Origin of the sequence: Perlucidibaca piscinae DSM 21586, assembly GCF_000420045.1 — a bacterium.
Lineage (GTDB): Bacteria > Pseudomonadota > Gammaproteobacteria > Pseudomonadales > Moraxellaceae > Perlucidibaca > Perlucidibaca piscinae.
Map to the genome: position 1 here is coordinate 191,100 of NZ_ATUE01000005.1, position 19,905 is coordinate 211,004.

The 19,905-nt window shown below is 66.1% G+C and carries 18 protein-coding genes; 4 read left to right on the forward strand and 14 right to left on the reverse strand.

The genetic code is table 11. The features are described from left to right. Positions 1 to 8 precede the first annotated feature (8 nt). The 3 genes from glnE to F595_RS14560 form a co-directional block, all read right to left on the reverse strand. Positions 9 to 2,720 carry a bifunctional [glutamate--ammonia ligase]-adenylyl-L-tyrosine phosphorylase/[glutamate--ammonia-ligase] adenylyltransferase gene (glnE, locus tag F595_RS12140; RefSeq protein ID WP_051144595.1) on the reverse strand — a complete coding sequence of 904 codons (2,712 nt, stop codon included), beginning with the start codon at positions 2,718 to 2,720 and terminating at the stop codon, positions 9 to 11. 131 nt (positions 2,721 to 2,851) lie between these two features. Continuing rightward, entirely contained in the window at positions 2,852 to 4,261 is a 1,410-nt protein-coding gene (glnA, locus tag F595_RS0100930) for a type I glutamate--ammonia ligase (RefSeq protein ID WP_022954990.1), read from the reverse strand. A 22-nt stretch (positions 4,262 to 4,283) separates the two neighbouring features. After that, complete coding sequence (locus F595_RS14560) at positions 4,284 to 4,439, reverse strand: hypothetical protein (RefSeq protein ID WP_156873754.1); 156 nt, start codon at positions 4,437 to 4,439, stop codon at positions 4,284 to 4,286. A 163-nt stretch (positions 4,440 to 4,602) separates the two neighbouring features. On the opposite strand from F595_RS14560, the gene F595_RS0100935 reads away from it, so the two are divergent. Next, positions 4,603 to 4,947: a histidine triad nucleotide-binding protein gene (locus F595_RS0100935; RefSeq protein ID WP_022954991.1), complete on the forward strand. Its 345-nt coding sequence runs from the start codon at positions 4,603 to 4,605 to the stop codon at positions 4,945 to 4,947. Positions 4,948 to 4,959: 12 nt separating this feature from the next. Next, positions 4,960 to 5,604 (forward strand): 2-polyprenyl-3-methyl-6-methoxy-1,4-benzoquinone monooxygenase, encoded by a 645-nt coding sequence (gene coq7, locus F595_RS0100940; RefSeq protein WP_022954992.1) that lies wholly within the window; start codon positions 4,960 to 4,962, stop codon positions 5,602 to 5,604. 33 nt (positions 5,605 to 5,637) lie between these two features. On the opposite strand, the gene F595_RS0100945 is transcribed toward coq7, so the two are convergent. The 9 genes from F595_RS0100945 to F595_RS12145 form a co-directional block, all read right to left on the reverse strand. Further along, positions 5,638 to 6,057: an OsmC family protein gene (locus F595_RS0100945; RefSeq protein WP_022954993.1), complete on the reverse strand. Its 420-nt coding sequence runs from the start codon at positions 6,055 to 6,057 to the stop codon at positions 5,638 to 5,640. Positions 6,058 to 6,105: 48 nt separating this feature from the next. Next, positions 6,106 to 6,894, reverse strand: coding sequence for an indole-3-glycerol phosphate synthase TrpC (gene trpC / locus F595_RS0100950; RefSeq protein WP_022954994.1), 789 nt, complete (start codon positions 6,892 to 6,894; stop codon positions 6,106 to 6,108). A gap of 64 nt (positions 6,895 to 6,958) precedes the next feature. Continuing rightward, the gene (gene trpD / locus F595_RS0100955; RefSeq protein WP_026913082.1) at positions 6,959 to 8,008 is read right to left on the reverse strand and encodes an anthranilate phosphoribosyltransferase; all 1,050 of its coding nucleotides are present in this window, start codon (positions 8,006 to 8,008) and stop codon (positions 6,959 to 6,961) included. A gap of 7 nt (positions 8,009 to 8,015) precedes the next feature. Next, positions 8,016 to 8,600, reverse strand: a complete 585-nt coding sequence (locus tag F595_RS0100960) for an aminodeoxychorismate/anthranilate synthase component II (protein ID WP_022954996.1) — start codon at positions 8,598 to 8,600, stop codon at positions 8,016 to 8,018. 2 nt (positions 8,601 to 8,602) lie between these two features. After that, the gene (trpE, locus tag F595_RS0100965) at positions 8,603 to 10,105 is read right to left on the reverse strand and encodes an anthranilate synthase component I (RefSeq protein ID WP_022954997.1); all 1,503 of its coding nucleotides are present in this window, start codon (positions 10,103 to 10,105) and stop codon (positions 8,603 to 8,605) included. 127 nt (positions 10,106 to 10,232) lie between these two features. After that, entirely contained in the window at positions 10,233 to 10,970 is a 738-nt protein-coding gene (locus F595_RS0100970) for a phosphoglycolate phosphatase (protein ID WP_022954998.1), read from the reverse strand. Then, entirely contained in the window at positions 10,967 to 11,668 is a 702-nt protein-coding gene (gene rpe, locus F595_RS0100975; RefSeq protein ID WP_022954999.1) for a ribulose-phosphate 3-epimerase, read from the reverse strand. Before rpe ends, F595_RS0100970 begins: the two co-directional genes overlap by 4 nt. A gap of 28 nt (positions 11,669 to 11,696) precedes the next feature. Continuing rightward, on the reverse strand, positions 11,697 to 12,419 hold the full coding sequence (gene murU / locus F595_RS0100980; protein ID WP_022955000.1) for an N-acetylmuramate alpha-1-phosphate uridylyltransferase MurU: 723 nt from the start codon (positions 12,417 to 12,419) through the stop codon (positions 11,697 to 11,699). Continuing rightward, positions 12,416 to 13,474, reverse strand: coding sequence for an aminoglycoside phosphotransferase family protein (locus F595_RS12145; RefSeq protein ID WP_022955001.1), 1,059 nt, complete (start codon positions 13,472 to 13,474; stop codon positions 12,416 to 12,418). Before F595_RS12145 ends, murU begins: the two co-directional genes overlap by 4 nt. A gap of 77 nt (positions 13,475 to 13,551) precedes the next feature. Here F595_RS12145 and lptD point away from each other — a divergent pair, with 77 nt between their 5' ends. After that, a complete protein-coding gene (gene lptD, locus F595_RS0100990) occupies positions 13,552 to 16,431 on the forward strand; it encodes an LPS-assembly protein LptD (protein ID WP_022955002.1) in 2,880 nt (959 codons plus the stop codon). Next, positions 16,431 to 17,837: a peptidylprolyl isomerase gene (locus tag F595_RS0100995; protein ID WP_022955003.1), complete on the forward strand. Its 1,407-nt coding sequence runs from the start codon at positions 16,431 to 16,433 to the stop codon at positions 17,835 to 17,837. The genes lptD and F595_RS0100995 overlap by 1 nt, the downstream gene beginning before the upstream one ends. Positions 17,838 to 17,955: 118 nt before the next feature. Here the strand turns inward: F595_RS0100995 and F595_RS0101000 are convergent, their stop codons facing one another. Both F595_RS0101000 and F595_RS0101005 read right to left on the reverse strand, forming a co-directional pair. Next, the gene (locus tag F595_RS0101000; RefSeq protein WP_022955004.1) at positions 17,956 to 18,645 is read right to left on the reverse strand and encodes a response regulator; all 690 of its coding nucleotides are present in this window, start codon (positions 18,643 to 18,645) and stop codon (positions 17,956 to 17,958) included. Beyond that, positions 18,642 to 19,757: a sensor histidine kinase gene (locus F595_RS0101005; RefSeq protein WP_156873755.1), complete on the reverse strand. Its 1,116-nt coding sequence runs from the start codon at positions 19,755 to 19,757 to the stop codon at positions 18,642 to 18,644. Before F595_RS0101005 ends, F595_RS0101000 begins: the two co-directional genes overlap by 4 nt. Positions 19,758 to 19,905: the final 148 nt, after the last annotated feature.

Genomic DNA, 19,905 nt, shown 5'->3' on the forward strand with positions numbered 1-19,905 from the left:
CTGGGCGATCACCCCGCCATCACCCGCGCCCAGATCGCCTGCACCTGTTCGCGCGCCGCACGCAGGCTGTCATCGGTGAGCTCGCGGCCCTGCTCCGCCAGCGCCTGGCGGTGGCCGCGCGCGCGCAAGGCCAGGTAGGCCGACGTCAGCGCGGTAGCGTCGTCAGCCGGCAGCAAGCCCTCGGCCGCCAGCGTGTCGAGCAGGCGCACGTTGTCCGGCCAGCGTGCCAGCGCCGGGTGCGCATGCGCGTGCGCCAAGGTCAGGAACTGGACCAGGAACTCGATGTCGACCAGACCGCCGGGGCTGTGCTTGAGGTCGATCTCGTCCGGCGACTTGGGGGCCAGGTGATCACGCATCTTCTGACGCATGTCGAGCACCTCCTGACGCAGTGCGGCGACATCGCGCGGGCGCTGCAGCACCTCGGCACGCACGGCGTCGAAACGCTGCGCCAGACGCGGGTCGCCGGCCACCACACGGGCCCGTACCAGGGCCTGGTACTCCCAGGTCCAGGCCTGCTCGCGCTGGTAGCTGGCAAAGCCCGACAGCGAGGTCACCAGCAGGCCGGAGGCCCCGGACGGGCGCAGCCGCATGTCGACGTCATAGAGCTGGCCAGTCGCCATGGCGGTGGTCATCAGATGGATGATCTTCTGGCCGAGACGGGCATAGAAGCTGGCGCCATCCAGCGGCTTGGGGCCATCGGTGTCGGCCTGCGGGTCGGCATCGTGGATGAACACCAGATCGAGGTCGGAGCCATAGCCCAGCTCCAGACCGCCCAGCTTGCCATAGCCGACAATGATGAAATCGGGATCGCAGGGGGTGCCGTCCTCGCGACGCGGACGACCATGGCGCGTGGTGAGCTGATGCCAGCTCAGGTTGAGCACCTCCTGCAGCACGGCCTCGGCCAGCCAGGTCAGCGAATCGCTGATCTTCATCAGCGGCAGCGTGCCCTTGAGGTCGGAGGCGGCAACACGCAGCAGCTGCCCCTTCTGGAAGATGCGCAGCACATCCATCTGGCGCTCGAGATCCTCCTCGGGAATGCGCATGAGCTGGCTGCGCAGCTCGGCCTCCAGGTCCGAGCGGCTCGGCGGCGCGAACAGGGTGGCGGCATTGAGCAGCTCATCGAGCAGCACCGGGTAGCGCGCCAGCAGCTCGGCCATCCACGGGCTGGCCGCGCACAGGTCGACCAGACGCTGCAGGGCGCCAGGGTTCTCGATGAGCAGGATGAGGTAGGCCGAGCGTCGCAGCGTGGCCTCGATCAGCGGGATGATGCGCTGCAGGGCCTGCTCGCCGTTGTCATCGTCGCGGCAGGCGCGCACCAGCAGCGGCAGCAGGCGGTCGAGACGCTCGCGGCCGGTGCCGGAAAGCTGGCTGATGGCTCGACTGGCAAGCAGGGCCTGCACCGGCGCCGGCCAGTCCTCGGGCGCCGGCAGGGTCTCCGCCGCGTCCTCGTCGTCACGCAGGGAAATCACGTCGCGGAAATGGCCATGCACGATGTCGCGCTGGCGCCCGAGCTCGGCGACATAGGCCGGCCAGTCATCGAAGCCCATGGCCTGGGCGACACGCAGGCGATCCTCGGCATCCACCGGCAGCATCTGGGTCTGCTGATCGTGCAGGGCCTGGATGCGGTGCTCGCTGTCACGCAGAAAGCGGTAGGCATGCGCCAGCTCCTCCACCGCGCGGGGCGGCAACAATCGGCGCTCGGCCAGCAGCGGCAGCACCTGCAGCAGCGGGCGCAGCTGCAGGCTGGGATCGACGCCACCGCGAATCAGCTGGAAGGCCTGGGCAATGAACTCGACCTCGCGGATGCCGCCCCGGCCGAGCTTGATGTTGTCCTCGCGATCCAGCCGGCGCACCTCGCGCTCGATCATGGTCTTCATTTCGCGCAGCGACTCGAAGGCGCCGTAATCGATGTAGCGGCGGAACACGAACGGCCGCAGGCGCTTCAACAGGCGCTCGCCGGCAGCGCCATCGCCAGCGCAGACCCGCGCCTTGATCAGGGCATAGCGCTCCCACTCGCGGCCATGGCGCTCGTAATAGGCCTCCAGGGCGTCGAAGCCCATGGCCAGCGCCGAGCCATCACCCCAAGGGCGAAGGCGCATGTCGACTCGGAACACGAAGCCGTCGGCGGTGACCGTGTCCAGATACTGGATCAGGCGCTGGCCGACCTTGATGAAGAACTCCTGGTTGCTGACGCTGCGGCTGCCATCGGTCTCGCCTTCTTCCTCGTAGGTGAAGATGAGGTCGATGTCGGAGGACAGGTTGAGCTCCTGCCCGCCCAGCTTGCCCATGCCCAGCACCACCATCTGCTGTGGCTGGCCGGAGCTTGACCCGATCGGCGAGCCATGCAGACGCACCACTTCAGCATGGGCCTGGGCCAGCGCGCAGGACAGCACAGCGTCGGCGAAATCGGAGAGCTCGCGGGTCACTTCCTCCAGCGTGCACAGGCGCTGCAAATCGCGGGCGATGAAGCGCATCTGCTCGCGGGTGCGCAGGCGACGCAGAGCGGCCTGCCAGGCTGGATCGACGTTGCGGGCAAGATCAGGCAGGGAGCGATCGGCGACTGACGCCAGGTTGGCCACCGCATCGGCGCAGCATACCGCGTAATCGGGCTTGGCACTTTGACGCCATGCTTCGTCTGTCGCCCCGTCATCACTGCCCATTCGCTCGCGCGCGGCAGCAAGCCACGGCGACAGCAGATATGGTGAAGGCCCTGCCAACATGCTCAACTCTCCGGACTCATCGTGTCCGGCATCATGCCTGCAGAGCCTGAAAAAACAAAAGGCCCGCTCTCACGAGCGGGCCTTTCATCGAAGCGTGTGCTGGCAACCGTCTCAGGCTGCCGGCACCACCATTACACCGAGTAGTACAGATCGAACTCGATCGGCGACACGAAGGTGCTCACGCGGCGAGCTTCTTCGGTCTTGAGTTCGATGTAGGCCTCGAGCATTTCCTTGGTGAACACGCCACCCTTGAGCAGGAACTCGTGGTCGGCCTTGAGGGCGTCCAGAGCCATTTCCAGGTTGTGTGCCACGGTCGGGATCTTGGCTTCTTCTTCCGGCGGCAGGTCGTACAGGTTCTTGTCAGCCGCTTCGCCCGGGTGGATCTTGTTCTGGATGCCGTCGATGCCGGCCATCAGCAGGGCAGCGAAGCACAGGTACGGGTTGGCAGCCGGATCCGGGAAACGGGCTTCGATGCGCTTGGCCTTCGGGCTCGACACGTACGGGATACGGATCGAGGCCGAACGGTTGCGTGCCGAGTAGGCCAGCATGATCGGAGCTTCGTAGTGCGGCACCAGACGCTTGTAGGAGTTGGTGGCCGGGTTGGTGATGGCGTTCAGGGCACGGGCGTGCTTGATGATGCCGCCAATGAAGAACAGGGCCATTTCCGACAGACCGGCGTACTGGTCACCGGCGAACAGGTTCTTGCCATCCTTGGAGATGGACATGTGCACGTGCATGCCGGAACCGTTGTCACCCACCATCGGCTTGGGCATGAAGGTGGCGGTCTTGCCGTAGGCGTGAGCCACGTTGTGGACGGCGTACTTCAGCACCTGGACTTCGTCTGCCTTGCGCACGAGGGTGTTGAAGGAAACACCGATTTCCGACTGGCAGGAAGCCACTTCGTGGTGCTGCACTTCGACGCGGCCCGGGCCCATCATGGCTTCGATGGCGTTGCACATGGCAGCGCGCAGGTCCTGGGCGGAGTCGATCGGCGGAACCGGGAAGTAGCCACCCTTGACGCGCGGACGATGGCCGCTGTTGCCGCCTTCGTAATCGTTGTTGGTCGACCAGGCGGCTTCTTCGGCGATCAGCTCATGGGACACCTTGCCCATGCTGATGTCCCACTTGACGGCGTCGAACACGAAGAACTCGGGTTCCGGACCGAAGAAGGCAGTATCACCGATGCCCGAGGCCTTCAGGTAGGCTTCGGCGCGACGGGCGATGGAGCGCGGGTCACGTTCGTAGCCTTGGCCGGTCGACGGCTCGATGACGTCGCAGGTGACGACCACGGTGGAATCTTCGAAGAACGGATCCATGAAGGCAGTTTCGGCATCCGGCATGAGGATCATGTCGGAGGCTTCGATACCCTTCCAGCCGGCGATCGAGGAGCCGTCAAACATCTTGCCGTTGACGAAGGTGTCTTCATCGATGGTGTAGGCCGGGTAGGAAACGTGCTGTTCCTTGCCCTTGGTGTCGGTGAAGCGGAAGTCTACCCACTTGGCTTCGTTTTCTTTGATCAGGTCTAACACCTTGTTCGACATGGTGGCTCCTCCACAGAGCTGTTCACAGGGTCACTAAGTTGGGTGCGAGCGCCGCGAGTGACGGCACGGCATCGCAAACTGCATCGGATAAAGCAAAGGACGTGCCAAGCACCTTCAGCGCAAGAAATGCACCGGCAGCGCGCATGATCACGCCAAAATCACCGCCTTCATGCACCATGATGGCGAAGCTCGAGGATCGATTGCACCATTTAAGTGCAAATCTCGAATGCAGCCTCTCATGATGCGCACAATGCGCGCTACGATACCACCGATTGAGTCAGGACAGCAGAGGCTTTAGGCTAGCGGCCAATCTGCCGCATCCGACCCGGAGACCACGACACATGACCGACTGCATTTTCTGCAAGATCGCCCGCCACGAGGTCCCGTCCCGCATCGTGTTCGAGAACGAGCGCCTGCTCGCGTTTCACGACCTGTTTCCGGCCGCGCCGACGCACATCCTGCTGATCCCCAAGTCCCACTACACCACACTCAATGACGTGCCCGCCAGCGAGGCCGTCGTGCTTGGCGAGCTGATGACCACGGCCGCGCAGATCGCCCGCGACAACGGCTTTGCCGACGACGGCTACCGGGTGGTGATGAACTGCAACAGCGATGGCGGCCAGAGCGTGTACCACATCCATCTGCATCTGCTGGCCGGTCGCAAGCTGACCTGGCCACCGGGCTGAGGAGCACAGGCAATGAGCATGCGTCAGCATTCGTTTCTGGACCGCCTGATCGGTCACGCCGACCAGGTGCTGCGCACACTGGCGCCCGAGGCCGCCCGCGCCGGACGCCCCTCTCCCGCTGGCGCACGCGCCGAAGCTGGCCTGAATGCGGATGAACGACGCCAGGTCGCCGGCTTCATGCGCATCAATCACACCGGCGAGGTCTGTGCACAGGCGCTCTACCACGGCCAGGCACTGACCGCGAAGCTGCCCGCCGTGCGCACCGAGATGGAGCAGGCCGCGCGCGAGGAAGTGGACCACCTGGTCTGGTGCGAAGCCCGCCTGCAGGAGCTGGGGGCTCGACCCAGCGTGCTCAATCCGCTGTTCTACGCGGCATCGTTCGGTGTCGGCGCGCTCGCCGGGCTTGCCGGCGATCGCTGGAGCCTGGGTTTTGTCGCCGAGACAGAGAAACAGGTCGTCGAGCATCTGCAGAGCCACCTGTCGACCCTGCCGCTGAATGACCAGCGCACCCGCGCCGTGCTCGACCAGATGCGCATCGACGAGGCCCGGCATCGCGACATGGCCATCGCCGCCGGTGCTGCAGAGCTGCCGCCACCGGTGCAGGGCGCCATGCAGGTCGTGGCGCGCGTGATGACCACGACGACGTATTACGTCTGAGGCGACTGGCGAGCCAGCGGAAGGTGTGGCGCCTCAGGCGGCGCGCATCTCGTAGCTGTGGGTGATCTCCACCCCGCCCTTCTGCAGCATGATCGAGGCCGAGCAGTACTTCTCGGCCGACAGCTCGACCGCACGCTTGACCTGCGCCTCCTTGAGATCCACTCCGGTGACCACGAAGTGCACATGGATCTTCGTGAACACGGCCGGCACGGCATCCGCACGCTCCGCCTTCAGCACCGCCTCGCAGGCCGTCACGTTCTGGCGCGACTTTTTCAGGATGGTCATGACGTCAAACGAGGTGCAGCCACCCATGCCCATGAGCAGCATTTCCATGGGGCGCGGACCCAGGTTCTGCCCGCCCAGATCAGGCGGCCCGTCCATGGTGACCGAGTGACCGCTGCCGGAGGTGGCGACGAAGCTGACCTCGCCGTTCCAGGTGATGCGTGCGTCCATGATGTTGAGGCTCCAGTACGCTGTATCGTTGAATGGGTTCGGGCCGGATCAGAAGAACAGCTCGGCCAGCTTCTCGCCCGGCGAGGGCGCGCGCATGAAAGCCTCGCCGACCAGAAAGCCGTGCACGGCATGATCGCGCATCAACGCCACGTCAGCACGCGACAGGATGCCGCTTTCGGTGATCACGGTGCGGTCGCCAGGGATATCCCTGAGCAGATCCAGCGTGGTCTGCAGAGATACCTCGAAGGTGTGCAGGTTGCGGTTGTTGATGCCGATCAGCGGATTGCCCAGCGGCAGCGCGCGCAACAGCTCGGCACGGTCATGCACCTCGATGAGCACGTCCATGCCCTGCTCCAGTGCGCAGGCATGGAGTTCATCGAGCTGGGCATCCGACAGCGCGGCGACGATGAGCAGTAAGCAGTCGGCGCCGATGGCACGCGCTTCGATGACCTGATAGGGGTCGCAGAGAAAGTCCTTGCGGATCACCGGCAGGTCGCAGGCGGCGCGGGCCTGGCGCAGGTAGTCGTCGCTGCCCTGGAAGAAATCGATGTCGGTGAGCACTGACAGACAGCTGGCGCCGCCCTGCTGGTAGGACTCGGCAATCCGGGCGGGCTGGAAGTCGGCACGGATAACGCCTTTCGACGGCGAGGCCTTCTTGATCTCGGCGATGACGCCTGGGGCTCCGTCCGCGATGCGCCGCTGCAGGCTGCGGGTGAAGCCGCGCACCGGAGAGGCCTCGCGCGCGAAGGCCTCCTGATCAGCCAGCGAATGGCGCTTGCGGCGGGCGGCGACTTCGTCGCGCTTGCGCGCCATGATCGTGTCGAGGATGGTGCTCATGTCAGACGGCTCGGAACAGAATCGGATACGGAAAATGGACGTGCGGCAGGCGGCTGAACATGACTCATGACGAGGCCGGGGTCGACAGCGCACGCGAGAACAAACGCAGATCGTTGAGCTTCTCGAGGGCCTGGCCCGTGCAGATCACGTCATCGGCCAGCGCCACGCCCTGCTTCCAGTCTCGGGTCACGCCAGCCACATAGAGTGCGGCACCGGCATTGAGCGTGATGATGTCAGCGGCCTTGCGACCGGCCTCGCTGGCACGTTTGCCCAGTGCATCCTGGATCAGCGCCCACGACGCCTCGGTGCTGTCGACGCTGAGGCCGACCAGGCTCTGACTGGGCACGCCCAGCTGCTCGGGCGTGATCTCGTACTCGCTCACCACGCCATCGCGCAGCTCGGCCACGACGGTGCCGGTGGCCAGCGACACTTCGTCCAGCCCGTCACGCGCGCACACCACCAGCGCATGCGTGCTGCCCAGGCGCCCCAGCACTTCGGCCATGGGCCGGCACAATGCCGGATTGAACACGCCCACCACCTGGCGGGTGACATAGGCCGGATTGGTCAGCGGACCGAGGATGTTGAACAGCGTGCGCAGGCCGATCTCGCGGCGGGCACCGATGGCGTGCTTCATGGCCCCGTGATGATTCACCGCGAACAGGAAGCCGACACCGACGCTGTCGATGCAGCGCGCCACCTGCTCCGGCGTCAGCGCCAGATTGATGCCCGCAGTCTCCAGCAGGTCAGCGCTGCCACTCTTCGACGACACCGCACGATTGCCGTGCTTGGCGACCCGTCCGCCGCCGGCCGCGACCACGAAGGCCGATGCCGACGACACGTTGAACAGGTTTGCACCATCGCCGCCGGTGCCGACAATGTCGACCACGCGCTCGTGGCTGGACAGCGTGACCCGTGCCGCGAGATCGCGCATGACCCGCGCCGCGCCCTCGATCTCGTCGATGCTCTCGCCCTTCATGCGCAGGGCCACGAGCAGTGCGGCAATCTGCGCGTCACTGCACTGGCCGGTCATGATCGCCTGCATCACGTCCTGCATCTCGTCACGCGACAGATCGATGCGCTCGACGACCCGTGCCAGGGCCTGCCTGATGTTCATGCTCATGTCAGCGCGCCTGCAGCAGGAAGTTCCTGAGCAGGACATGGCCCTGCTCGGTGAGGATGGACTCGGGGTGGAACTGCACGCCCTCGACCGCCAGCGTCTTGTGACGCAGCCCCATGATCTCGTCGACCTGGCCGTCTTCGGTCTGCGTCCAGGCGGTGATCTCGAGGCAGTCCGGCAGCGTCTCGCGCTTCACCACCAGCGAGTGGTAACGGGTCGCGGTGAGCGGGTTGTTGAGCCCCTTGAACACGCCGACGTCACGGTGGTGAATGGGCGAGGTCTTGCCATGCATGACCTGGCGTGCGCGCACCACGTCGCCGCCATAGACCTGGCCGATGCTCTGGTGACCGAGACAGACGCCGAGCAGCGGAATCTCGCCGGCGAAGCGGCGGATCGCCGCCATGGAAATGCCTGCCTCGTTGGGCGTGCACGGACCCGGGGAGATCACCAGGCGATCCGGCTTCAGCGCCGCGATCTCGTCCAGCGTGATCTCGTCATTGCGGAACACGCGCACATCCTCGCCCAGCTCGCCGAAATACTGCACGAGGTTGTAGGTGAAGGAGTCGTAGTTGTCGATCATCAGCAGCATGCTCAGCACTCCCGCTGCAGGTTGGTCGAGGCCAGCTCGGCGGCACGGATCAGGGCGCGCGCCTTGTTGCGCGTCTCCATCCATTCCAGCTCGGGCACCGAGTCGGCGACCACGCCGGCGCCGGCCTGGACATGCATCAGACCGTCCTTGAGCACGGCGGTGCGGATGGCGATGGCAGTATCCATGGTGCCGTTCCAGGCCAGGTAGCCGATGGCGCCGCCGTAGATGCCGCGCTTGACCGGCTCGATCTCGTCGATGATCTCCATGGCGCGCACCTTGGGCGCGCCGGACAGGGTACCGGCCGGCAGCGTGGCCTTGAGCACATCCAGCGCGGTCACGCCCGGCTTCAGGGTGGCCTCGACATTGGAGACTATGTGCATGACGTGCGAGTAGCGCTCGACCACCATCTGCTCGGTGACCCGCACCTGGCCCGTGGCCGCGACCCGGCCAACGTCATTGCGACCGAGGTCGATGAGCATCAGGTGCTCGGCGATCTCCTTGGGGTCAGCCAGCAGCTCGGCCTCCAGCTCGCGATCGCGCTCCGGCGTGCTGCCGCGCTTGCGGGTGCCGGCGATGGGACGCACGGCGACCTGGCCGTGCTCGACGCGGGCGAGGATCTCCGGACTGGAGCCGACGATGTGGAAGTCACCCGCATGCATGAAATACATGTACGGCGACGGATTCAGGTGGCGCAGGGCACGGTACAGGGTCAGCGGCGGCTGCACGAAGGGTGCGCTCATGCGCTGCGAGGGCACCACCTGCATGATGTCACCCGCCAGCACGTAGTCCTTGATGCGATTGACGGCGGCATGGAAATCGCTCTCGCTGATGCTCGACACGAAGTCGGCCTCGCGGGTCGGACGGTCGGGCACGAAGGCGTCGATGGAGCTGGCGCCGAGGCGGGCATGAATGCCCTCGACCAGCGCGTCGAGCCGGCGCTCTGCCTGCACCAGCGCATCGCTCCCGGCCGGATCGGCATGCACCACCAGGAACAGCGAGCCCTTGACGTTGTCGAACACCATGACCTCGTCCGAGACCATGAAAAAGATGTCCGGCGTGCCGACGGGATCCGGCTTGCGCGTGGCAGCCAGACGCCTCTCGATGTAACGCACGGTGTCATAGGCGAAGTAGCCGACCAGACCGCCGGTGAAGCGTGGCAGACCGGGCAGCAGATCATCGGCGTCCGGCACCCGGTAGCGTTGCTGGAACTGCTCGACGAACGCCAGCGGATCAGCGACCTCGTGACGCTCGGTCTCGACACCATCGACGTGGACCGTGGCGACATGATCAGTGATGCGCAGCACGGTGCGCGCCGGCAGGCCGATCATGGAATAGCGCCCCCACTGCTCGCCGCCCTGCACGGACTCGAACAGGTAGGTGTAGGGCTGATCGGCCACCTTGAGGTAGCAGGACAGGGGGGTATCGAGATCGACCAGGATTTCACGCACCACGGGGATGCGGTTGAAACCCCGCGCCGCCAGTGCGGCAAACGTTTCAGCGTTCATGACCACTCACTCGGACAGACTTCAGGACAGCACAACAGGTGACGACGGATTCACCATCGCCAACGGATGCTGCCGAGCTGGAGGAGCTGGTCACACATGGCTGGAACCTGAAAGGAATCATGCAACGTTAAAGCAACGCCGCCAGTGACGCAACCAGACGGTCGGGCGCGCAGGCCTCGATGGGCTCGCCATGATTGTAGCCGTAGGGCAGCGCCAGCACCGGCACGCCGGCGGCCTTGGCGGCATCCACGTCGTTGCGGGAGTCGCCGACCATCAGCGCCCGGGTCGGCGTCACCGAGAAATGGCGCAGACAGTGCTGCAGCGGCTCGGGGTGCGGCTTGCGCTGAGTCAGGCTGTCACCGCCGATGACCAGCGCGAACGGTGCCAGCAGATCCAGCGCATCCAGCAGGGCGATTGCCGGCCGGTAGGGCTTGTTGGTGACACAGGCCAAGGCAATGCCGGCTGACTGCGCGGCAGCGAGAAACTCGCGCACGCCGGGATAGACCGTGCTGGCCTCGCACACCGAGGCCTCGTAGTGGCGCATGAACACCGCCAGCAGACGGCTTTCCAGCGCATGCCCCTGGGGATCCTCGCCGTGGTGGGGGCGCAGGTGGCTGAGCGTGTAATGCATCAGGCGGGCGGCACCGCGACCGACACCGTCGCGCACCAGGGCGTCGCTGACCTGGCCCAGGCCCAGCTCATCCAGGGCGCGGTTGAGCGACAGCGCGATGTCGGCCGCGCTGTCGACCAGGGTACCGTCGAGGTCGAGCATGATCAGCTGCGGCAGCTCGCCCAGCCACCCGGCCAGCGGCTGAAGAATGCGCCCGCCCTCGCCTGCCTGAACCGACGCTGACGGGACGCTCATGGCCGCACCGCCTGCGCCAGCTCGGCACGCATGCGGTCGATGACCTCGGCATAGCCCTGCCTCGTGCGACCGCCCGGCGCGTTGAAGATGGCCGAGCCAGCGACGAACATGTCAGCACCGGCCTCGGCGATCTCGCGGATGTTCTGCACGCCGACGCCACCGTCGATCTCGAGACGGATGTCACGCCCCGAGGCGCGAATGCGCTCGCGCACCGCGCGCAGCTTGGCCAGCGTCGACGGGATGAACTTCTGGCCGCCGAAGCCCGGATTGACGCTCATCAGCAGGATGACATCGACCGTGTCCATGACGTGGTCAAGGTAGTGCAGAGGCGTCGCCGGATTGAACACCAGACCGCACTGCGCACCTCCGGAACGGATCAGCTGCAGCGAGCGGTCGATGTGATCCGAGGCCTCGGGATGGAACGTGATGATGCTGGCACCGGCCTCGAGGAAATCACCGATCAGGCGGTCGACCGGACGCACCATGAGGTGGGCATCGATGGGTGCGGTGACGCCGTGCTGGCGCAGCGCCTTGCAGACCATGGGACCGATGGTCAGGTTGGGCACGTAGTGGTTGTCCATGACATCGAAATGCACGACGTCGGCACCGGCAGCAAGGACGTTGTCGACCTCCTCGCCGAGGCGAGCGAAATCGGCCGACAGGATGGACGGGGCGATGAGGAACTCGGGGTGTGCCATGGCAACAGACTCCAGCAGGTGAACGACCTCAGATCAGGCCGTGGCGAATCTCGTGATCCAGCAGATTGAGGCGCTCCGGGGTGCCGACATCGACCCAGGGACCGGGAAAGTGCTCGCCACTGACCAGACCGTCGGCGATGGCTTCGCGCAACAGCGGCGCCAGCGGACGCACGCCCCGCGGCAGCCCCTCGAACAGGCTGGGGCTGTAGACCGCGAGGCCGGCATAGGTCAGGCGCTGACCGGCACGCCCGGCATCCACAGGTGCCAGCGGGTAGCGCTGCCCGGCCTCCGGAGCACGCTCGCCGCAGGCCAGCAGGAAGTCACCGTCGGGATGGTGCGGCGGGTTGTCGACCAGCACCAGGTGCGCCTGCCGCCCCGGCGCCAGGGCATCGCGCAGGGGCGTGAAACGGTAGCGCAGCCAGATGTCGCCATTGACCAGCAGGAAGGGCTGGTGGCCCAGCAATGACAGCGCCTGCACGATGCCGCCGGCGGTTTCCAGCGGCTTGCCCTCGGACTCGTGCGACCAGCGGATGTCGAGACCGTAGCGGCTGCCGTCACCGAGCGCCTTTTCCAGCGTCTGGCCCAGCCAGGCGGTGTTGATCACAACCTCGGTGATGCTGGCCGCGCGCAGGGCCTCCAGATGCCAGACGATGAGCGGCTTGCCACCGACCTTGAGCAGGGGCTTGGGCGTGTGCTCGGTGAGCGGCCGCATGCGGGTGCCGAGGCCTGCAGCCAGGATCATCGCCTTCACAGGAAGCGCCCCAGCTCGGCCTGGGCGGCAGGGTGACGCGCCAGATAGGCCGGCAGCAGCGTGACCATGAGCTGATGCAGCGGCTGCAGCGCCTCGTAGGGCGCGATCTCGTCGAGCAGGTAGCGGTACACCAGCGGGATGTCGTTCAGGTAGCCGTGCTTGCCGTCACGCAGACTGAGGCGCGCGAAGATGCCGATGACCTTGAGATGACGCTGCGCCGCCATCCAGTCGAACCAGCCCTGGAAGGCGTCCGGAGACACGCTGTCAGCGAGTCGGCCGCTGGCGATCAGCTCGTCACGGAACTGCTGCACCCAGCGCCGCACGTCGGCTTCCGGCCAGGCCACGTAGGCATCACGCAGCAGCGAGGCAAGGTCATAGGTGACCGGACCGGTGACGGCATCCTGGAAGTCGATGATGCCAAGCTGGCCTTCGGGGGTGAGCATGAGGTTGCGCGAATGGTAGTCGCGGTGCACGAAGACCACGGGCTGGGTCAGCACGGCATCGGCGATGGCGGCGAACTGCTGCTCGACCCCTGCGGCCTGCTCGGCGTCCAGGGTGATGCCGAGATAGCGCGGGATGAACCAGTCCGTGAGCAGGCGCATCTCCGTGAGCAGGCGCTCGCGGTCATAGCGCGGCAGGAAGTAGTCATCCGGCGCGGGAGTCCCCTGCATCTGCACCAGCGCCGTCATCGCGGCGCCGTAGAGCGTGTTGGCCGAGGCTGCATCAAGCTCCGGCAGCAGCAGCGTGTCGCCGAGGTCGGTGAGCAGCATGAAGCCCTGCTGCGACGACCAGGCCAGCACCTCGGGCACGCACAGTCCCTGCTCGAACAGCGCGTTGGCAATGGCCACGAAGGGACGGCAGTCTTCCTTCTCGACGGGCGCGTCGACCGCGATCACGCTGCCCTGGCTCAACGGCTGACGAAAGTAGCGACGGAAACTGGCATCACCGGAGACCATCTGCAGCGGGCCGACCGGTTGCGGCCACTGCGGCTGGCTGGCAAACCAGGCATCCAGCCAGTGTTTCAGGGCAGAGGCGCGCGCATCCGTTGCCGTCATGGGATTTTCCTAGCTGAAGAGCGGTGAAAGAAACTATTATCGGCCAAATGTCTTCAAGACCCAATGACTCCGGTGCCATGATCTCGACGTCTGGTGATTTTTCGGTGACGCGCCCGCGCTGGCGCCTGACTCCCCTCGCCGCCGCCGTGCTGGTGGCACTGGCTGCCACTCCGGATGCACAGGCTGCGGTGAAAAAGCGCCCGGTCAAGGCGACAACCAGCGCGGCGCAACCGGCACAGACCGTGCGCGTTCTGCCCCAGGCACCTCGCGTTCAGGGCTGGGCCACCACCTCCGCCGAGATGCTTGCGGGCGAGGGTCCGGACGAGGTGCTGTGGACACCCCCGGCAGCACCCGCCTCAGCGCAGCCGGCACCCGCCGAACCGGCTCCCGAGCCCGCGACACCGCAACCGTCGCTGCCGGCTGCATCCGTTCCAGCAGCCAGCACGTCCGCGTCGCCTGCGCCTGCCACCCCCGCGACCGCCAGCACCAGCATCGCCACTGACGCGAACTGGGTCAGCTCGTCTGTGCCGCTGACGCCGGTATCCGCCGAGACACCAGCCGCTGCAACGAGCAGCATTGCCACACCGATTGCCGCTGCATCAGCACCCTCCCCGGAGGGCGTCGAAGCCCCTGCAGTGTCTCCGCGTGCCGCTGGCGCACTGGCCGACATCGACACCGTCGGCGAACGTCTGGGCTGGATGAGCAGCGCCGAAATCGCCAGTCTGCCCGAGGCACGGCGCCCCAAGGTCGACGCCACCTGTGAAGGCGCATGGGTGACCCCCATCGCCTCCAGCGTCCAGGTCAAACCGTTCGATGCCGAAGATGTGAAAGCCCTGGCCAACAGCCTGTTCTACCGCGACAACGGTGAAGCGGTGCTCAGCGGCCAGGTTCGAATCGAGCAGCCCGGACGTCTGGTCGAGGCCGACAACGGCACGCTGACCGAAGACCGCGAGTTCGCGCGTTTCGACGGCAACATCCGCCTTGCCGAGCCCGGCCTGCTGGTCACTGCCGACCAGGCCGTGATCAACGTCAACAGCCGTGCCGGCCAGCTGCAGTCCACCGAATTCATCTCCAGTGACATCAATGCCCATGGTCGTGCCGAGCAGATTCGCCGGCTGCCGGATGGCGTGACCTACATCGAGCGAGGCATCTACACCACCTGTGCTCCGGGTGCGCGCAGCTGGTCCTTCGACGCCAGCGACATCACCCTGAACCCGAACACCGGCATCGGTGAAGTCACCCATGCCAAGCTGCGTCTGGGCGATGTACCGGTGGTCTATCTGCCCTACTACCGCTTTCCGATCGATGACCGGCGCATGACCGGCTTCCTGATTCCGCGCTTCGGCAACACCAATGACGGCGGCTTCGACCTGTCGGTGCCGATCTACCTGAACATCGCGCCACAGGTCGATGCCACCGTGACACCGCGTCTGATCAACCGTCGTGGCGCCATGATGGAGGGCGAGCTGCGCTACCTGACGCAGTCGCTGGGCTCGGGCGAGATCGAGGGCGAATACCTGCCTGACGACCAGCTCGACGGACGTGATCGCAAGCGCGGCAGCTACAACCATCGCGCCAGCTGGGGCGAGGGCTGGAGTGCCCGCACCTCGCTCAACTACGTGTCCGACTTCGCCTACTTCACCGACCTCGGCAATGACCTCACGGTCAGCAACCGCACGCATCAGGAGCGGGTCGGCGAGATCAACTACACCCAGGGACGCTGGAACGTGCTTGGTCGTGTCCAGGGCTTCCAGACCATCGATCCGGACCTGCTCGATGGCGACCGCCCCTATGCGCGTCTGCCGCAGATCCTGGTCACCACGGAAAAGGACAGGCTGCCGGGCTGGCAGACCAACCTGCGTGCCGAAGTCGCCAACTTCCAGCGTGACGTCAGTGACGGCAGCGTGCCCGAGATCAATGGCCTGCGCATGCGTCTGGACCCCTCGCTGCGCTATGACTACAGCCGGCCCTGGGGCTATGTGCGTCCGGGCGCCAAGCTCTCGCACCTGCAGTACTCCCTGGAGGGCGATGGCGCCAGCGGCAACAACAACCCGTCGCTGACCATTCCCACGCTGAGCCTGGACAGCGGCCTGATCTTCGAGCGCTTCAGTGCCAGCGGCAGCAGCCAGACCATCGAGCCGCGCCTGTACTACCTGTTTGCGCCGTTCAAGGATCAGGTCGACAACCCGAACTTCGACTCGTCCAACATCACCTTCGCCTACGACCAGTTGTTCCGCGACTCGCGCTTCTCGGGCAGCGACCGCATTGATGATGCCAACCAGGTGTCGGCCGGCGTCACCACGCGCTGGTCCAATGCCGAGGGCTTCGAGAATCTGTCCGCGTCGGTGGGCCAGATCATCTACTTCCGTGACCGTGAAGTGCGCCTGCCCGTGACCGGGCTGGTGGTCCCGCCGGTGGCTGACCAGCCCACCTCCAGCTACGCCGGCAACCTGACCTGGCGTGCGAACGAGGAGCTGTCGGTGTTCGCTGACGCCCTGCTCAATCCGGAGGGCGGACGCCTGTCGCAGTACAGCGCGGCAGTCAACCTGCGACCCCTGTCCGGTGGCAGCCTGTACAACGCCGGCTACCGCTACCGCGTCGAGGACCTGACCATCGGCCAGCAGGCCGTGAGCCAGACCCATCTCTCGTTCATCAAGCCGCTGGGCCTGCGCTGGAAGCTGCTCGGCCTGTGGAACTACGACACCCAGCGCGAGGAAACCCAGGAATCGCTGCTCGGCGTGTCCTACGAGTCCTGCTGCTGGCAGGTTCGCGTGTTCCAGCGCCGCTACCTGGCCGATGCGGCCGCCATCAGCGAAACCAGCGACCGCGAGCGCAAGGCCATCTTCGTCGAGGTCTCGCTCAAGGGCCTCGCCGGCGTCGGCAGCGGCGTCGATGCCCTGCTGGAAAAGAATGTCTTCGGCTACACCCAACTTCAGCAGAAAGAGGAAAACTTCTGATGTGGCGTCACCTGTCAGCCCTGTTGTTTCTCACCCCGGCACTCTGGCTGGGTGCGACGGCTCATGCCGCACCGCGTCCGCTGGACCAGGTGGCAGTCATCGTCAACGATGGCGTGATCCTGAACTCGGAAATCGATGCCCGCATGAGCGACCTGCGCTTCCAGCTGCAGCAGCGCAACACGCCCGTGCCGCCGGATGCCCAGCTCTTCGCCCAGGCGCGTGAGCAGCTGATTCTGGAAGTACTGCAACTGCAGCTGGCCGAGCGCAATGGCATCCGCACCGAAGATGCCAGCGTGGTGGCCGCCCTGACCGCCATGGCACGCGCCAACGGCATGAGCCTGGATGCCTTCCGTGCCCAGCTCGACAAGACTCCGGGCAGCAGCTTCGCCTCGGTGCGTACCGCCGTCGAGCGCGAGCAGGTCATCGAGCGCCTGCGCCAGCGCCGCATGGCCGAGCGCATTCGCATCACCGATGCTGATGTCGCCCAGTTCATGGCCACCCCGGCTGGCGCCGAACTCAACCGCCAGCTCGATGCCCAGCTCAAGCAGCTGCCGGTCACGCCCCCCGCTGCCGCCAAGCCGGTCGAACCCCAGTATCTGGTGACCCAGGTCACCGTGGCCATCGAGGAAAATGCCCCGGCCAAGCAGGAAGCCAGGCTCACCGAGCTGGCTCAGCAGCTGCTGGCTGCCCAGCGCAGCGGCAAGTCGCCGGAAGAGGTCATCGACAGCCTGGGCCGCAAGCTCTCCGGCGAGGCGGCCATCGAAGACCTCGGCTGGCGCACCGAAGCCCAGATGCCCAGCCTGCTGGTGGAGCCGCTGAAGCGCGCCCTGGCGGGCCAGTCGCCAGACCTGATCCGCTCGCCACGTGGCTGGCATCTGCTCTGGATCATGGATCGTCGCGAGCAGCGCACGCCGGATGCCGCGCTGCCACCGCCTCCGCCAGCGCCCACCACGGTGGTGATTCAGCGCAAGGTGCGTCACTTGCTGATGCGTCCAAATGACCTGCAGTCGGTGGATGATGTGCATCAGGCCATGCTCGCCATTCATGACCAGCTCAAGAAGGGCAGCGACTTCGCCGACCTGGCCCGCCTGAAGTCGCAGGATCCGGGTTCGGCCATCAAGGGGGGCGATCTCGGCTGGGTGTCTCCCGGTGACATGGTGCCGGAGTTTGACCGCATGATCGGGCAGACCCGCATCGGCGAGATCAGCGCCCCCTTCCAGAGCAGCTTCGGCTGGCACATCCTGCGTGTCGAAGGCGAACGTCGCCAGGACATGCGTGAATCGGTGCTCAAGGACCGTGCGCGCCAGATTCTCTATGCCCGCGCCTACGACGAGGAGCTGGCGGTGTGGCTGCGCGAGCTGCGCTCGGAGTCGTACGTGGACTTCCGAGGCGCACAACCGCGCTGACATGAACGGGGTGGGCCATCGCCTCGGCGACCACCTCAGTGAATGAACGCCTCGGGGGGACTGGGGTGGGAGGGATGCCAGGCACCCTCTCACCCCAGTCCCCCCGAGGCGTTTTGCGTCAAGCGGTTCCGTCGCCGAGGCGGTAGCCCACCCCCGGCTCGGTAAGGAGGTAGCGCGGCTCGCTGGCGTCACGTTCCAGCTTCTGCCGGAGCTGGCGCAAATAGATGCGCAGATAATGAGTGTCGTCGCTGTGGTGCCGTCCCCAGATCGCCTGCAGCAGCTGCGCGTGAGTGACCACCCGGCCGCCCGCCTGGGCCAGGATGGCCAGCAGCTGGTACTCCTTGGGGGTGAGCTTGACCGGCTCGCCGGCCAGGCTCACCTGACGCTGATCCAGATCCACCACCAGCTCGCCGGCGCGATAGCACTGCGTCACCGGTGCCGCCTCCTGCCGCCGACGCTGCGCCACGCGCAGACGCGCCAGCAGCTCGGCAACGCTGAAGGGCTTGGTCAGGTAGTCCTCGGCACCGGCATCGAGCGCGGCGATCTTGTCGCTCTCCTGATCACGTGCCGACACGATCAGCACCTGGGCCTGACAGCGCTGCTTGAGCAGTGGCAGCAACTGCAGGCCGTCGCCATCGGGCAGGCCGAGGTCGAGCAGGATCAGCGCCGGGTCATCGACGGCAACCCGTGCCAGCGCCTCGTCGGCACGCATGGCGGTGGACACCGCGTAGCCCTGCGCACCCAGCGTGGTGGCCAGCATGCGCGACAGGCCGGGCTCATCCTCGATGATCAGGATGTCGACACTCATGACGCTTCTCCTTCCGGCGGCTCGGGCAGCGGCTCGGTGGCACGCGGCAGGGTGAGCGTGAACACCGTGCCGCGCGGCTGCCGATGTGCCGCCTGGATGCTGCCGCCGTGTGCCTCCATGATGGCACGGCAGATGGCCAGGCCTAGGCCGGCACCCTGCCCGGGCGTGGCCATGTCACCGCGATAGAACTTCTCGAACAGACGATCGGCATCATCGGTGAAGCCGGGACCGTCATCCATGACCTGGATGATGACGCTGTCGCTGTCGGCATAGGCCTGGATCTGCACCTGGGTTTCCTCAGGCGTGTACTTGCCGATGTTCTCCAGCAGATTGGCGAACACGCGCTCGATGAGGCGCGGATCGAAGCGCAGCAGCGGAAGCTCCTCGGGCAGGCTGACGCGAATGCCGCGTGGCGCCAGCGTGCGGCGCCAGGGCGGGATCACCGCGCCGAGAATCTCCTCCAGCGCCTGCCAGTCCTGCTGCAGCTGCACCGGTCCGGACTCCAGACGTGCCAGCTCGAGCAGGTTCTCGACCAGCAGCTGCATGCGCCGTGACTCGTCATAGATCAGCTCGGCCAGCTCCTGACGCGCCTGCGGCTGCAGCGACAGCTCGTCCGAGAGCAGCGACGAGGACGCACCGACCAGACTGGCCAGCGGCGTGCGCAGGTCATGCGACAGTGCACTGAGCACGGAATTGCGCAGCTTCTCGGTTTCCAGCTCGCGGGTGTAGCGATAGAGACGATCAAGCTCCTGGGCACGCGCGGCCGACTCCATGGCCTTGTCACGCCAGCGCGTGGCGAGCTGACTGATGAGCACGCTGAGGCCGACCGTGATGGCCATGGTGATCAGGTATTGCCCCGACTCGGCGAGGTCGACATAGTGCCAGGGCACGTAGACCACGGCATAGGCGACACCCGCCAGCACCGACGCCAGCAGCGCGGGCCCCTGGCCGGCCAGAAACGCCACGCAGACCGCCGCCAGCACGAACAGCAGCACCAGGTTGGGCAGCGAGACATAGGGCTGCAGCAGCCAGGCCAGCGTCATGGCCAGGGCCATGATGCCTGTCGCCAGCAGATACGGTCGCCACACAGGCCAGCTGAACGAGATAGTCACGCTCCTTGTCGAGCACCGTCAGAGAGCGGCGCATGCGTCGGCAACAAAAGTTTTTACGGGATTTTTACTTGGCCGGAGCTGCCCGGAACCCGACAATGCCAACTGTCCCCGGAAGCGTCAACACGCGCCGGTGACCGGTTCCGGCGTC